This window comes from Kistimonas asteriae, assembly GCF_018263925.1.
Classification (GTDB): Bacteria; Pseudomonadota; Gammaproteobacteria; order Pseudomonadales; family Endozoicomonadaceae; genus Kistimonas; species Kistimonas asteriae.
Window position 1 is genome coordinate 232,070 of record NZ_JAEVHF010000006.1, and the last position, 14,341, is coordinate 246,410.

Annotated in this window: 11 protein-coding genes and 2 rRNA genes; 5 read left to right on the plus strand and 8 right to left on the minus strand. The window is 50.5% G+C overall.

Annotated features, from left to right (window positions below):
• The first annotated feature begins 6 nt into the window (after positions 1 to 6).
• Positions 7 to 627 carry a nucleoside deaminase gene (locus KHS78_RS09335; protein ID WP_211827615.1) on the plus strand — a complete coding sequence of 207 codons (621 nt, stop codon included), beginning with the start codon at positions 7 to 9 and terminating at the stop codon, positions 625 to 627.
• On the opposite strand, the gene KHS78_RS09340 is transcribed toward KHS78_RS09335, so the two are convergent.
• The 6 genes from KHS78_RS09340 to KHS78_RS09365 all read right to left on the minus strand — a co-directional run bounded on the left by KHS78_RS09340 (position 622) and on the right by KHS78_RS09365 (position 7,816).
• Positions 622 to 1,461, minus strand: a complete 840-nt coding sequence (locus KHS78_RS09340; protein ID WP_246506254.1) for an ABC transporter permease subunit — start codon at positions 1,459 to 1,461, stop codon at positions 622 to 624. The two genes, KHS78_RS09335 and KHS78_RS09340, sit on opposite strands and share 6 nt — an antisense overlap.
• Positions 1,458 to 2,372, minus strand: coding sequence for an ABC transporter permease subunit (locus KHS78_RS09345; protein WP_211827617.1), 915 nt, complete (start codon positions 2,370 to 2,372; stop codon positions 1,458 to 1,460). Before KHS78_RS09345 ends, KHS78_RS09340 begins: the two co-directional genes overlap by 4 nt.
• A complete protein-coding gene (locus tag KHS78_RS09350) occupies positions 2,369 to 3,508 on the minus strand; it encodes an ABC transporter ATP-binding protein (RefSeq protein ID WP_211827619.1) in 1,140 nt (379 codons plus the stop codon). The genes KHS78_RS09345 and KHS78_RS09350 overlap by 4 nt, the downstream gene beginning before the upstream one ends.
• Positions 3,509 to 3,745: 237 nt before the next feature.
• On the minus strand, positions 3,746 to 4,840 hold the full coding sequence (locus KHS78_RS09355) for an extracellular solute-binding protein (protein WP_211827621.1): 1,095 nt from the start codon (positions 4,838 to 4,840) through the stop codon (positions 3,746 to 3,748).
• Positions 4,841 to 5,044: 204 nt separating this feature from the next.
• Positions 5,045 to 5,959 (minus strand): cation diffusion facilitator family transporter, encoded by a 915-nt coding sequence (locus tag KHS78_RS09360; protein ID WP_211827623.1) that lies wholly within the window; start codon positions 5,957 to 5,959, stop codon positions 5,045 to 5,047.
• A 390-nt stretch (positions 5,960 to 6,349) separates the two neighbouring features.
• On the minus strand, positions 6,350 to 7,816 hold the full coding sequence (locus KHS78_RS09365; RefSeq protein ID WP_211827624.1) for a protein kinase domain-containing protein: 1,467 nt from the start codon (positions 7,814 to 7,816) through the stop codon (positions 6,350 to 6,352).
• 417 nt (positions 7,817 to 8,233) lie between these two features.
• Between KHS78_RS09365 and KHS78_RS09370 the strand changes: the two genes are divergently transcribed.
• From KHS78_RS09370 to KHS78_RS09385, 4 genes are all read left to right on the plus strand, one after another.
• Complete coding sequence (locus KHS78_RS09370; protein WP_211827632.1) at positions 8,234 to 8,464, plus strand: FeoA family protein; 231 nt, start codon at positions 8,234 to 8,236, stop codon at positions 8,462 to 8,464.
• Position 8,465: 1 nt separating this feature from the next.
• Complete coding sequence (gene feoB, locus KHS78_RS09375) at positions 8,466 to 10,820, plus strand: Fe(2+) transporter permease subunit FeoB (protein WP_211827634.1); 2,355 nt, start codon at positions 8,466 to 8,468, stop codon at positions 10,818 to 10,820.
• A complete protein-coding gene (locus tag KHS78_RS09380) occupies positions 10,820 to 11,077 on the plus strand; it encodes a FeoC-like transcriptional regulator (RefSeq protein ID WP_211827636.1) in 258 nt (85 codons plus the stop codon). The genes feoB and KHS78_RS09380 overlap by 1 nt, the downstream gene beginning before the upstream one ends.
• 207 nt (positions 11,078 to 11,284) lie before the next feature.
• Positions 11,285 to 13,321 (plus strand): neutral/alkaline non-lysosomal ceramidase N-terminal domain-containing protein, encoded by a 2,037-nt coding sequence (locus KHS78_RS09385; protein ID WP_211827638.1) that lies wholly within the window; start codon positions 11,285 to 11,287, stop codon positions 13,319 to 13,321.
• A 627-nt stretch (positions 13,322 to 13,948) separates the two neighbouring features.
• Here the strand turns inward: KHS78_RS09385 and rrf are convergent.
• Positions 13,949 to 14,064 (minus strand): 5S ribosomal RNA (gene rrf / locus KHS78_RS09390).
• Between the two features lie 181 nt (positions 14,065 to 14,245).
• Positions 14,246 to 14,341: ribosomal RNA gene (locus KHS78_RS09395) — 23S ribosomal RNA — on the minus strand; the annotation flags it as partial.

Consider the following 14,341-nt stretch of genomic DNA (forward strand, 5'->3'; position numbering starts at 1 on the left):
CGACCTATGACGTCTCAGACATTCTCACTCGCATTACCGGCATGGGCAGAAAGAGAACACAACCTGCTGCCTGAGTGTCTGCCTTCACTGGAAGAACGGATGGCCGCCGTTATTCGTTTTTCGCGACTGAATATTGAACATAAGACGGGGGGGCCCTTTGCCGCCGGAGTCTTTGAGAAGGACTCTGGACGACGAGTAATCATCGGCGTCAACCGGGTAATGGACAGTAACTGCTCCTCTGCTCATGCCGAAGTCATGGCATTATCGCTAGCACAAAAGATCCTCGGACAATGGGATCTGGGCAGCGCAGGCTTGCCCGCTTACCAGCTGGTTGTGAACTGGCGCCCGTGTGTGATGTGTTATGGCGCAGCCTTATGGTCCGGTATTCGATCCTTGGCCGTTGCAGGCAGTGGTCCCGAACTCGAACAAATTACTGGATTTGATGAAGGGCCAATCCACCCGGACTGGAAAAGTGAACTGGAAAAACGGGGGATAGAAGTGATCGACAATATCCTTACTGAGGATGCCATCCAGGTTTTCCGGCAATTCAGGGATGAAGGACAAATAGTCTATAACGCCAGGCAGGGGAGCCTGCCTGACGAAAAAGATAGTCACTGTCGTTTATAGATCATCCATACCTTTCAGTGCTTCCGCTTCCCGCTGCTGGAGATCAGCCCGTCTCGCCAGCCACCAGGCAATGAATGCGGCCAACGACACTACCAGGATAATCAGCGTCGCCAGTGCATTGATCTTCGGTGTTACCCCCAGTCGTACGGATGAAAAGACCACCATCGGTAACGTGGTTGAACCTGGACCAGACACAAAGCTTGCAATCACCAGATCATCCAGAGACAAAGTAAACGACAACAACCAACCTGCAGCCAACGCCGGAGCAATCGTCGGGATCGTAATCAGGAAAAATGTTTTCAACGGTGTGGCGCCAAGATCCATGGCCGCCTCTTCAATGGAAACATCCACTTCCCGCAACCGCGATGAAACGACAACCGTCACATACGCCGTACAGAAGGTCACATGGGCAATCCAGATGGTCAGCATGCCTCGATCCCGCGGCCAACCAATGGTTTGCGCCATAAACACAAACAACAGCAGCAACGACAGACCAATAATGACATCCGGCATCACCAGCGGTGCAGTAATCAAACTGTTAAACAGTGTTTTCCCACGAAAACGGGAAAAACGCGTCATGATATAGGCAGACATTGTCCCCAGCACCACCGCCATGGAGGATGTCCAGAATGCGATCTGCAAGCTGGTCCAGACTGCGGCCATCAACTGATCATCCCGGAACAGTTCCAGGTACCACTTGCCGGAAAAACCCGCCCAGACGGTCACCAAACGCGACTCATTGAATGAGTAGATCACCAGGATCAGCATCGGCACATAGAGAAAAACCAGCCCGACCACCAGCATCAGGTTGGTGAATGACAAACTCCGTTTCATCGTTCGCCCTCCAGCTCACGGGCCTGAAAGTGGTTAAACAGTGCGATGGGTAGCAACAGAATCAGCAGCATCACCATCGCCAGGGCCGAGGCCACCGGCCAGTCACGGTTATTAAAGAACTCCTGCCAGAGCACCTTACCGATCATCAACGTTTCCGGTCCGCCCAACAGCTGCGGAATCACAACTTCGCCTACCGCCGGGATAAACACCAGCATGAAGCCCGCAATAATCCCACTGCGAGACAGCGGCAGTGTTACCCGAAAAAACGACTCCCAGGGGCGCGCGCCCAGATCCTGTGCGGCTTCCAACAGTGAATTATCCAGCTTCACCAGGTTCGCATACAGCGGCAACACCATAAACGGCAAGTAGGCATACACAATGCCAATATAGACCGCCAGATTGGTGTTCATGATAATCAGAGGATGATCAATCACGCCCAGCCACATCAGGAAGTTGTTCAATAAGCCGTTGTTTTTCAAAATGCCCATCCAGGCATAGATCCGGATCAGGAACGAAGTCCACGATGGCAACAGTACCAGCAATACCAACAGCGTCTGACGTCGCCTGGATGTGCGGGACATGGCATAGGCCATGGGATAGCCCAGCAACAGACAGAGACACGCCGATATAAAGGCGATCTTCACCGAGCCAAGATAGGCGGCAAAGTACAACTCATCATCCGCCAGGAACAGGTAGTTCCCAAGGTTGAGGACGATGGTCAGCGCTTCATCAGCATACTCGAAAATCGCCGAATACGGCGGGATAGCAATCTCGGAATACGCGAAACTGATTTTCAGAACAATGGCAAACGGTACCAGGAAAAACAGCACCAGCCACAGGTATGGGGTTCCAATCACCAGCCCCCGGCCGAAACTGCTCCGGGTTTCATGCCAGTTTGTTAACCACTTCATGAGTTCAGTACCACACAGTTGGTGGAATCCCAGAAAACATACACTTCATCATCCCAGGTCGGGTTATCCGCAGTACGCTCCACGTTGGCCATGTTGCACTGAATGACCTTACCGGAGGGCAGTTCCACGTAATACACGGAATGTGCGCCAAGGTAAGCAATATCGACCACCACCCCTTTCGCCCAGTTATGCTCCTCTTCAGGCTTATCCACATCCACGAAAACTTTTTCAGGGCGAACAGCAACCCAGACTTTTCGCTCTTCCAACGCAGTCGTAATACCATGACCGATACGCACCGGCACCGGCAGATCTTTGCTGTCGATAATGACGTGGTCCGCTGCATCGGAGGCAATCTCACCGGCAAAAATATTGATGGAACCAATAAACTCCGCTGTCATACGACAGTTGGGGGTTTCATAGATATCCATCGGCGTACCGGTCTGTACGATCCAGCCGGAATCCATGATGCCGATTCGATCAGCCATGGTCATGGCTTCTTCCTGATCGTGGGTGACCATCAGGCAGGTGACGCCCACTGTTTCCAGAATCTCTACCACTTCCAGCTGCATCTGGGTACGCAGTTGTTTGTCGAGCGCACCCATGGGCTCATCCAGCAACAACAGCTTGGGCCGCTTGGCCAGGCTTCGAGCCATGGCAACCCGCTGACGCTGTCCACCGGACAACTGATGGGGCTTACGGCGCGCATACTTGCCCATCCGCACCATTTTCAGGAGTTCTGCCACACGGTCAGCAATTTCTGCCTTGGGCAGCCGATCCTGTTTCAGGCCAAACGCCACGTTCTGCTCCACCGTCATATGGGGAAACAGCGCATACGACTGAAACATCATGTTGATGGGGCGCTCATACGGCGGCAGGTCGGTAATATCCTGACCATCCAGGAAAATACGACCATCGGTAGGTTTTTCGAAACCTGCCAGAATACGCAACAGTGTAGACTTGCCAGAGCCTGAACCACCCAGCAGGGCAAAGATCTCGCCCTTGTGGATCGTCAGGCTGACATCATCCACCGCCACCGTCTCATCAAAATGCTTGCTGACCCGGTCGATGCGCAACAGCACCTCTTTTTTCTCCCGGGCGCTTAATTTCTTCTTGTAAAAGGTGGACGCTACTGCCATGAAAATACGTCTCCACTCGGCGGACGCCCTAAATGCGCCAACCGAAAAAACTGTGTAACAGGAAATGTTTCAAATGTAGTCCATGAGCATCTGCCAGACATGCTGCAAATGCTCACCGGATGGCCGGATTCATCTCTCTACAGACGACCATGACAGGGAAAAGTTCCCCGCCAGCCTTATAAAGACTGGCTATGGTGACTCAGGGGGACGAAGGGAGACCGGACATCCGACAGGCGACTACCGCCCCGATTTAATCCGGTTCCAACTTCGGGTAATCGTTCGGTTCAACGCCGGCGAGACTTCCCGGAAGGTGTATAGATTGGCCATGGTATCGGCATCCGGGTAAATGCCGGGGTTGTTGCGGATAGCGGGATCAAGCAACGGTGTCGCGGCATCATTGGGATTGGCGTACGCCACATAGTCAGAAATCGCGGCAATCACCTTCGGCTTCATCAGGTATTCAAGAAACCGGTGGGCGTTTTCAGCATTAGTCGCGTCCCTGGGAATGGCCAGCATATCAAACCAGACGCCCGCCCCTTCTTTCGGGATCGAGTAACGGATCTTCACCCCACTGCCCGCTTCATCAGCCCGATCAGCTGCCTGAAAGACATCCCCGGACCAGCCAACAGCGACACAAATCTCGCCATTGGCCAGATCGGAAATATAACGGGAAGAATGGAAGTAACGTACGTGGGGACGCACTTTCAGCAACGTCTCCTCCGCCTTGCGGTAATCGGCAGAACGCTGACTGTTCGGATCCAGCCCCAGATAGGACAGCGCCGCGGGCAACATTTCTGTCGGCGAATCAAGGAATGCAACGCCACACTGTGCCAGCTTTTTCATGTTCTCCGGTTCCATCACCAGAGCCCAGCTGTCCACCGGCGCATCAGCACCCAGGACTTGTTTCACCTTGTCCGGGTTATAGCCAATACCGGTGGTTCCCCACATATAAGGCATTGCATAGGTATTCTTGGGATCATGCTCCTGCAGGCGATTGAGCATATCCGGGTTCAGATGTTTCCAGTTAGGCAGACTGGCTTTATCCAGTGGCAGGAAGACACCGGCTTTGATCTGGCGAGCCAGAAACTCGCTGGTAGGGGCAACGATGTCATAGCCACTACGGCCGGACAGCAGCTTGGCTTCAAGCACTTCATTGCTGTCAAACACGTCATAGACGACTTTGATACCGGTTTCTTTTTCAAAATTGGCAATCGTATCTTTGGCGATGTAGTCGCTCCAGTTGTACACATGCACAACGTTCTCTGCTGCTACACCGCCACTCAGGCTGAAGGCGAAGACAATTGGCGCCAGAATATGTTTGAAGAAGGTCATTTATAATCCTTCTGCTTCCTGCTAACTCCCGTTGGACAACAAGCCACTGCGTGTGGCCACCCCCTTTACTCATTCACTGTCAAAGACAGTCATGAACAAGAAAAAACACGAAAAAGACAATCAATTATTGCAGGGCGCACATTGTCCTCATCAGACGTCATGGGTCAATTATTTATTGGTACAAATTTTGATCTTTCCAAAAATTTAATGACCATGATCATGTGCAGGTTCATTTCCGTTTTCCAGGGGGGGCTCTGAGTCCGTGCAGTAATCCTGTTCCAGCTGAATGGTGGCATGATCTACACCGAACCGTTCACGAAGCACATCATTAATCGACTTCAGTGTTTTGCAGTTACTGGCCAGTTCTGTAGTTTTAACATGCAGGGTCATCAGGATCCGTTCTGGCGACAATGCCCAGATATGCACATGATGGACATCCAGCGCTTCCGGCACCCGTTCAATAATTGCCAGACGTACTTCTTCAGCAACCAGATGTTCAGGCGCGCCTTCCATCAGAATATGCGCCGCCTGACGCAGCAATACCCAGGCGCTACGTAGTATCAGGCCGGATACCACGACTGAGAGGATCGGATCAATGGGTGTCCACCCGGTTAGCATGATCACCAATGCCGCAATAATCGCTGCCAGGGAACCCAGCAGATCCCCCATAACATGCAAAGCAGCCCCCCGCATATTGAGATTATGGCGATCCCCACCATGCAGTATGACGAAAGCGACGATATTCACCACCAGCCCAATGGTCGCAACCACAAGCATCGTGCCACTCAGTACCGGTGCCGGATGCCAGAGACGTTTACAGGCTTCAACAACAATGAATGCCACAATCACAAATAAGGACAGTGCATTGAGAAATGCTGCCAGTGTCGTCGTTCTGTGGTAACCAAAGGTTCGCCGCGCATCAGGCTTACGTTCGCTGTAGCGCAGTGCAATCAGTGCCAGAAAGAGTGACGCGGCATCCGTCAACATGTGTCCGGCATCTGCCAGCAGCGCCAGCGATCCCGATATCAGGCCTCCAGCCACCTCCACAAACATAAAGCCAGCGGTAAGCAGGAAGGCAATGATCAGACGATTGCGACTGTCAATATGCGCATGTGTCATGGCTTTTACAACCAAAGAACCGGGAAGAAGCTACAGCGATCTGGAAAGAGTATAGGCTGATGGGCAGGACGAAAACACACTCTCTATAAACGACAAAACCCCGAAAACGGGGTTCTGACGATCATTGTTTGTACGCTTCCGTGCGTCACACTGCCCTGTGCGTTTGCTGTCCTTGCAGGGTTAATGTAACCCTGCCGGAAATTTGACAATAGCCGACAACCTCCTTTTGGGGCGTGAGAGATATCCTACAAAGGATATCAATTGGAATAGGTTGCGAGCCTTGTAAACCATTACCTATTGATAAGCATTGCCTTAACACATGATTCACAACCTTCATTTCACAAAAAGATTCACATTGCTACTCAAATAACTGAATAGAAAAATAACAGACTAGGGTGTTGCCATCGCTGCCGATGCCGATGCCCCATGTACAGCGCGAGGTCTCTGCTTTAACCACTCATCTTGGTTATTTTTAATATATATCGGGGTAAGCCTTGATCTTGGTTCATATTGCATACACATGATGGCTAGTATTGCAATTTCTCTTTGAGCTAAGACATTGCATAAGGCAAAGGAGTTATCCCCTTTCTTGCGAAGATTAAAATAATATTCACGGTGTTTATCCAAGCTTTTCTCATTATCCAAACCTTGGATAAAAGCATTCTCATAATCAACTCCCCATATAGCAATTAAATCATCCTGAATATCTCCCAGAGTATAGGGGGACATCTCAGAAACTTTATTCTCTTTTGTTGCAAAAGCCTCTAACAACTTTCTATATACTATTTTTCTCTTAACCGCTGCGTCTTCCCCAAGGCACCCAACATCCCGAAGATCATAAAAAGAGACCTCACAATTTAGCAAATGCATCAGGGTTGCTCCAAATGCCCACACATCGGAATACACTGAATATCGCCAGAATTCAGATACTGGCATAATCAATTCAGGCGACGAATAGTCATAAGTCCCAACATATTTCGTATCGAAAAACTCATCCTGCGTCAGAACTACAGAAAAACCAAGATCTCCCCATTTACATATACCATCGTACCCATAAAACAAATTTTCCGGTTTAAGATCACGATGAAGAATTCTCTTTTCCTGCAGGAACATCAAGCCATCACTTGCCTCCCAAACGCGCTTTCGAAACTCTGTTTCAGAAAAACTTGATAATTTTTTACAATAACCGCTCATGTCTTGTTGACAATATTCCATGATAGAAACAGGAACAGCGTCTTGAAATACCCTTTCCTCAGTACGCTGATAATTAAATGATCCAAAAAAATTCAGAATGGTTTCATGTCGTGGAATTCCTGAGAGTACTTTAATTTCATTGCGAAGCGTTCTATCAGCCTCCTCATCAAAGATATCACTCCTTCCCTTGTTACAAGCAGACTTTATAGCAATTGGCATGAAGGCATACTGCCATCCAGTAGCCGTTGAACCCGTTACCGGTGGTTCAATTGACAAAACCCTGGAAAAAGCACCTTTACCAATTGTTTTTACCCAATAGACATCGCCCTCTAGTTCATAAGTGCATCCGATCTCACTAATATCAGGGTTTTGAATAATGTCATGTTTATCCAATAAATCCGCACACTTTTTAAGTGAATAGTCCTGTCGCTGTGTCTTTTCATATTCTGAGATCTTAAAATCCGATATATGTTTCCACGCCCCTTGCCGGAACGCAGCCGCAAAAAGGCTCCCAGCTTCCTCAAGAGGTGCCGTGTGTAACGTCATCTGGCTTTCAAGACTACGTGTAACAGCTCCTACTGCTCCGGAGCCAGCGTTAGCTGCCCATTCTTTCGGCTGCGACCCAGGCTGCAGGCGATCTCCCGATATAGTTGAATTCTCCATCTTTGCCTTCTAATCACTCCCAAAGTTTGGAACCTTAGTCGCGAATAGAAATGTAAAGTTCATCTGATCAACAAAATGACAGGCCTGCTAACATACTGACTGCGGCGACCCCAAGAAACATATGGATAAGTGCAAAGTTAAGGAATAATTTTCCACCATTTGCCCTCGTGACAGCATCACCAGCCATAACACAATACCTTGTCATACATCGGCATCCACCTATGCCAAAACTGACATAAATGGGATTAGATGTGCAAAACAGCAATTCATTGATCAAAACACCACCAATTATCCGATATTGATTACGATCAATGCTATTTTTTTACTAAAAATTGATAATGATTCTTAATTGTTACTACATTCGCAATTCGTTCTGATCCCTGAAGGGGTCAGCCACTGCGGGAGGATCACCATTTTATGGCATTGACACTGGGCGACCTGACCGTCGGAGACAGCGGAACCATCACCGGTTTTGCCTCCAACCATCGTACCTACCGGCGCAAACTACTCACCATGGGCATGACACCCGGAACCACGTTCAAGGTTTGCCGTGTTGCCCCGCTGGGCGACCCCATTGAGCTGGAGCTGCGCGGCTTCCAGTTGAGCCTGCGTCGTGAAGAAGCACGTATTGTCGAGGTATCCCAATAATATGTCTGACTCCTTTACCGTCGCCGTCGTCGGCAACCCGAACGCGGGAAAAACCAGCCTCTTCAACGCCATGACCGGCGCCCGCCAGCGGGTGGGCAACTGGCCTGGCGTGACTGTGGAAAAGAAAACCGGTGAATACCAGTTCCACGGCAAGCACATTACCCTGGTGGATCTGCCCGGTACCTATTCTCTGGATGTCATCAGCGAAGATGTCTCCCTCGACGAACGCATTGCCCGCGATTACGTGCTCGCCAGCCATGCTGACCTGATTATCAACATCGTCGATGCCTCCAACTTCGAGCGTAACCTTTACCTCACCACCCAGCTGCTGGAAATGAAGCAGCCGGTCGTGGTTGTCCTCAATATGATGGACATGCTGAAAGACAAGGGCATGGAGCTGGATGTCGAACAGCTGGAACGCCTGCTCGGTTGTCCGGTCGTACCCGTCGTTGCCAGCCGCAGCAAAGGGATCGAAGAACTTCAGGAAGTCATCAACCGGACGGTTAAAAACCCCGCTGCGACTGTGCAACACAACACCGTGCCGTCGGAAGACCTACATCGGGCGATTAATCAGCTGGCAGAGCAACTGGCACCGGTGGCCGCACAAAACCGTGTTGAGTCCGACTGGTTGACCCTGAAACTGCTGGAAGGCGACAGCGACCTGGAGCAGTGGCTCGACAGCGATATGCTGTGTGCGGTCAACTGCCGTCGCACTGCGCTGGAAGAAACCTGCGGTGAAGATGCCGACATCCTGATCGCGGATGCCCGTTATCGGTTCATCAGTAACATCACCACACAGGTGCTTGAGCGTCGTGGCAGCCTGTCCAAAACCATCAGCGCGAAAATTGATGCCATCGTTCTGAACCGCATGCTGGGACTGCCCATCTTCCTGGGCGTGATGTACCTCATGTTCCTGTTCACCATCCAGGTGGGCAGTGCCTTTATTGACTTCTTTGATATCTTCACCGGTACCGTGTTAGTTGATGGCGGCCGTTATGTACTGACCAACATGGGTGCCCCGGAGTTTCTGATCACGCTGCTGGCCGATGGTGTTGGCGCCGGTATTCAGACTGTCTCCACCTTTATTCCGGTTATTGCCTGCCTGTTCCTGTTCCTGTCCATTCTGGAGGATTCCGGTTACATGGCCCGGGCGGCATTCGTTATCGACCGTGCCATGAATGCCATTGGCCTGCCGGGTAAGTCATTTGTCTCCCTGCTGGTTGGCTTCGGCTGTAACGTACCCTCCATCATGGGCGCGCGTACCATGGAGAATCCCCGGGACCGGATGCTGTCAATCATGATGGCGCCGTTCATGTCCTGTGGTGCACGACTGCCGGTCTATGTCCTCTTTGCTGCCGCGTTCTTCCCCTATAATGGTCAGAATGTGGTATTTGCGCTTTATCTGATCGGTATTGCCGTGGCCGTTATGACCGCTGTCATCATGAAGCGCACTCTGCTTCCCGGTGAAACCAGCCCGTTCATCATGGAACTGCCGGACTATCATCGCCCTCTGGTCAGGCAGGTACTGCTGCGCACCTGGGATCGTCTGAAAGTCTTCATTCTGGGCGCGGGTAAAATCATCGTTCTCGTTGTCACCGTACTGGGTGTTCTGAACTCCATGGGTACTGATGGCACCTTCGGAAATGAAAACACGGATAAGTCGGTACTGAGCGAAGTCGGTCGTACGATTACGCCCGTGTTCTCACCCATGGGTATGACTGAAGAGAACTGGCCTGCGGCTGTAGGCATCTTCACAGGCATCTTTGCAAAAGAAGCCGTTGTTGGCACCCTGGACGCCATGTACAGCCAGTTGGCGGGTGTTTCATCTACAGATGCGGGTGATGAATATAGTCTCCTGGGCGGCGTTAAAGAGGCCCTGGCGACCATCCCTGAGAACCTGGTCGCCATTGGCGACAGCCTGTCTGATCCCCTGGGTATCGAGATTGGCGTCATCTCTGATAGCGGTGCCGTGGCCGAAGAACAAGGTATGGCTGCTACCAACCTGAGTGTTATGCAACAACTGTTTGCCACCAAGGCAGCCGCTATTGCCTACCTGCTGCTGATTCTCCTGTATACCCCCTGTGTCGCCGCACTCGGCGCGATCTACCGGGAAACCAGCATGCGCTGGACCGTGTTTATCGGTTCATGGACATTCTTCATGGGCTACCTCGCGGCCACGTTGTACTACCAGGCGTCAATCTGGACCCAGAATCCTGTCAGCGCGACCAGCTGGATCGCCGGTATGCTGGCAGTGTTCATCGCAGTCATCCTGGGACTGCGCCGGTTCGGCAGTATCGAAATGGACAACAAAGTGCCGGTAACAGCCACCTCTGGTAAGAGTTGCTGTAGCTCATAATGTTGATACCTCTGAAAAACTACCTGGCCGAACAGGGCCAGGTCAGCTTGGCCGATCTGGCCAAGCACTTCAAAAGCAGCCCGGACGCGCTCCGGGGTATGCTGGCTCACTGGGTAAGAAAAGGCCGGGTCTGCAAAGAGACACTGGGCTGCAACAAAGGTTGTGCCTCCTGTCCTCCGGAACAGACTGAAATCTATCGCTGGCTGGGTCCGCGTGCGGCACAACCCGGACAGATCCCTCTCTGCCAACTGGCCTAAATGATGACATTATCCGTTGCCCATGGAATCCATGTTCGTTTCGACGACATGAACAGGGCATCTCCCCCGCCTATCGTCTCTCTCATTCTGCAACACCAGCAACACTGACAAATATGCCCTTTCATCATGGCGATAGTGTTATTGGCTCACATCCGCCACTGCTATAAAGTAGAACTAAAGTACAACAATAATAAGACTGGAATTTCCATGACAGGATTCATACGACAGCGCTTGTATCTGCCCGGTATTCTTTTTGTTTCTCTACTGCTGACGGGCTGCGCCAATACTGAAACCTACCGCGTAGACTATGCCAAATCCAAACAACAAGCTGCCACTGGCCAGTTAACGGCTGGGGTCGCACAGGCTGATATCACACCGCCTCCCGGACTCCCCAGGGCGGGGTACTCCATGTGGTCAACCATTGGTGAAGGTTTCCGTAACCGGCTGGCGGCACGTGCCTTTTATCTGAAGGATGCAGAGGGTAATTCACTGGCCATCATTCAGACAGATTTGCTGGCAGGCTCACGGATACTTCAGGGTAAAGTCGCAGAAGTTGTCGCCAGAGAAACGGATATTGATGCCGGAAACCTCGCCATTACTGCCACACATACCCATTCCGGTCCGGGACAGTATCTGGGCAGTGCCTTCTATAACAAACATGCCTCACATAAGGATGGTTTTGATCCAGTCTATTTTGATTTCCTTGTCGAGCAACTCTCTAGCGCCGTCATCAGTGCCTACCAATCACAGAAGCCCGCTAAAATCGCTACAGGACGTACCGATGTATGGGGATGGACCAGAAACCGCTCCCTTCAGCCCCACCTGAACAACACAACGACAGAGGGCCTGACCGACACCGCCAGTGATACCTTCCACGCGATTAACCCTGCCCTTTACATGGTACGCATCGACACCGAACATGAAGATGGTTCCTATAAACCTGCCGGTGCATTTGCCAGCTTCTCAATACACGGCACTGGCATACCTGAGCGTGATACGTTCTTCAATGCGGATATCTGGGCTTATATTCAGAATGATGTGAAGTGGAACATTGAACAAGCATATTCCACTCAGCAGCCCGTCGTCTTCGGCGCCTTTGAAGGGACGCATGGCGATATGGCGCCCGCCTCCCGTCTGGAGATGCTGGGACAAATCGAGTCCCGCCGGGTTGGTCAGGGAATTGCTGCTCACGCGTGGGATTTATTCCAGTCGCTCGACACCGATTTGAGCGATACCGTTTCCCTGCGGACTGCAACCCGGGAACTGGATATAAGGAATCACAATACCTACGGAAATTACAGCATCTGTGATGAAGCTGCGGCAGGAAACACACTGGCAGCCGCTCCGTTTGAACATACATCACCGGTGATTGGTTATCTGCCTTTCTTCAAACAAGGCTCACGTCGTACATTCTTTACTGACAACTGCAACGGCGAACGTCGTATTCTCGGTTTTGACTCGCTACAAAGCATTCTAGAACCTAAGGATAGCTTCCCGAGAACCGTACTATTCCAGGCATTCCAGATTGGAGACATGGCAATCATTCCACTGCCTTACGAAATCACATCGGAATCAGGACGACGGATTGAAAACCGGATTCGAGAAACCTTCGAAAAGCATGGGCAGTCAATTCGTCATGTGATGGTATCCAGTCTCGCAAATGGCTACACCGGTTATATGACAACCCCGGAAGAATACGCTATCCAGTTCTATGAAGGCGGTCATACTATCTATGGTAAATATACCCAGCCGGTTATCACCGGGCATACCGTTGAGCTGGTTGATAGCCTCCTTCAAAGCTCTGATAACATCCGAGATCTTCCAAGCTCACAAGAATACACTCTGAAAACCCGTCAGTTTATGCCTGATGCAGTAGCCCCCCAAAAGGAACTTCGCGCAGTGCTGGCGGCACCGGAATACCAGCATGCTTATGCTAACGAAGAAGGGTATTGGGCATTCAAGTGGCAGGATGTAGGACCCGGACTGATCAGTTTGCATAAACCATTGATCAGCATTGAAACCAGCTATGATGGTGAAAAATGGATGCCACTGGTTGTGAATAACATTCCCGTCGATGACAACGGCTACGATATTGGTATTCAAATGTTGGAAGATGAAGGGCAACACGCTGAATATGCCGCTTACTGGTATAACCCGATTTTCGAGGGTAAAAAACGACAATTCAGGTTTGTTATCCAGGCACGAGTAAATCAGCCTGCTTTCTATTCACCCGCATTCAGGTAATCCAATCATGGGGAGGCATTTAAGGCCTCCCTATCGTTCAGTTATTGGTGAAGGTTTATGCCCTAACCTTAAGGTAAACCCTTTCAATAATGCTGACTATCATCAGACAATAATGCTCTAAACATGCCTCGCCATAACGACAGGAAGTTGGTACTCATGGGACAGAGACGTTCACATATCAGATACCTGAAAATCTGATGTTGAACATTCAATCGCTGTTCTATGGATTACGGATCACGTCCAGGGTTGACTATATACTTGAAAGTACAGAGAAAACCCGACCAAATAATCTTCAATCCCTTCCGGCTATCAAAGCCAATCTTTACTCCGCTCTGCCTACTTGAAAATACCTGTTTAGTAACAGACTGATTGATCCATTGAGATAAACCATGAAAAGAGGTGAATTGAAGCAATCTTGAGATCTTAATCATCCGATCTTAAACCGCTAAATAGAATTAGAAAGGTAGGAAGTAGGAAGTAGGAAGTAGGAAGTAAGAAGTAGGAAGTAGGAAGTAGGAAGTAGGAAGTAGGAAGTAGGAAGTAGGAAGTAGGAAGAGTGCTGGTATTTAAAAACGGCACAAAGCAAAAACCCTGACCAGTTACCTGATCAGGGTTTTCTCAATTAAAGCCTGGCGATGACCTACTCTCACATGGGGAGACCCCACACTACCATCGGCGATGTATCGTTTCACTGCTGAGTTCGGGATGGGATCAGGTGGGGCCAATACTCTATGGTCGCCAGACAAAACGGGTTGAGATCATGATACGTTTACTGGTTTGTTAACGTTTCATGCTCTCCGGAATCTGACCGCCAGGGATGGCGGAAATATCAAAAATGCATGGAGCATTTTTTGACGGATTATTTACTGTGCTACACACTCTCAACGATCTGTGTCGTTGGCGTTCAAATCGCTTTGGCGTTATATGGTCAAGCCGCACGAGTCATTAGTACTGGTTAGCTCAACGCCTCACAACGCTTACACACCCAGCCTATCAACGTCCTGGTCTTGGACGGCTCTT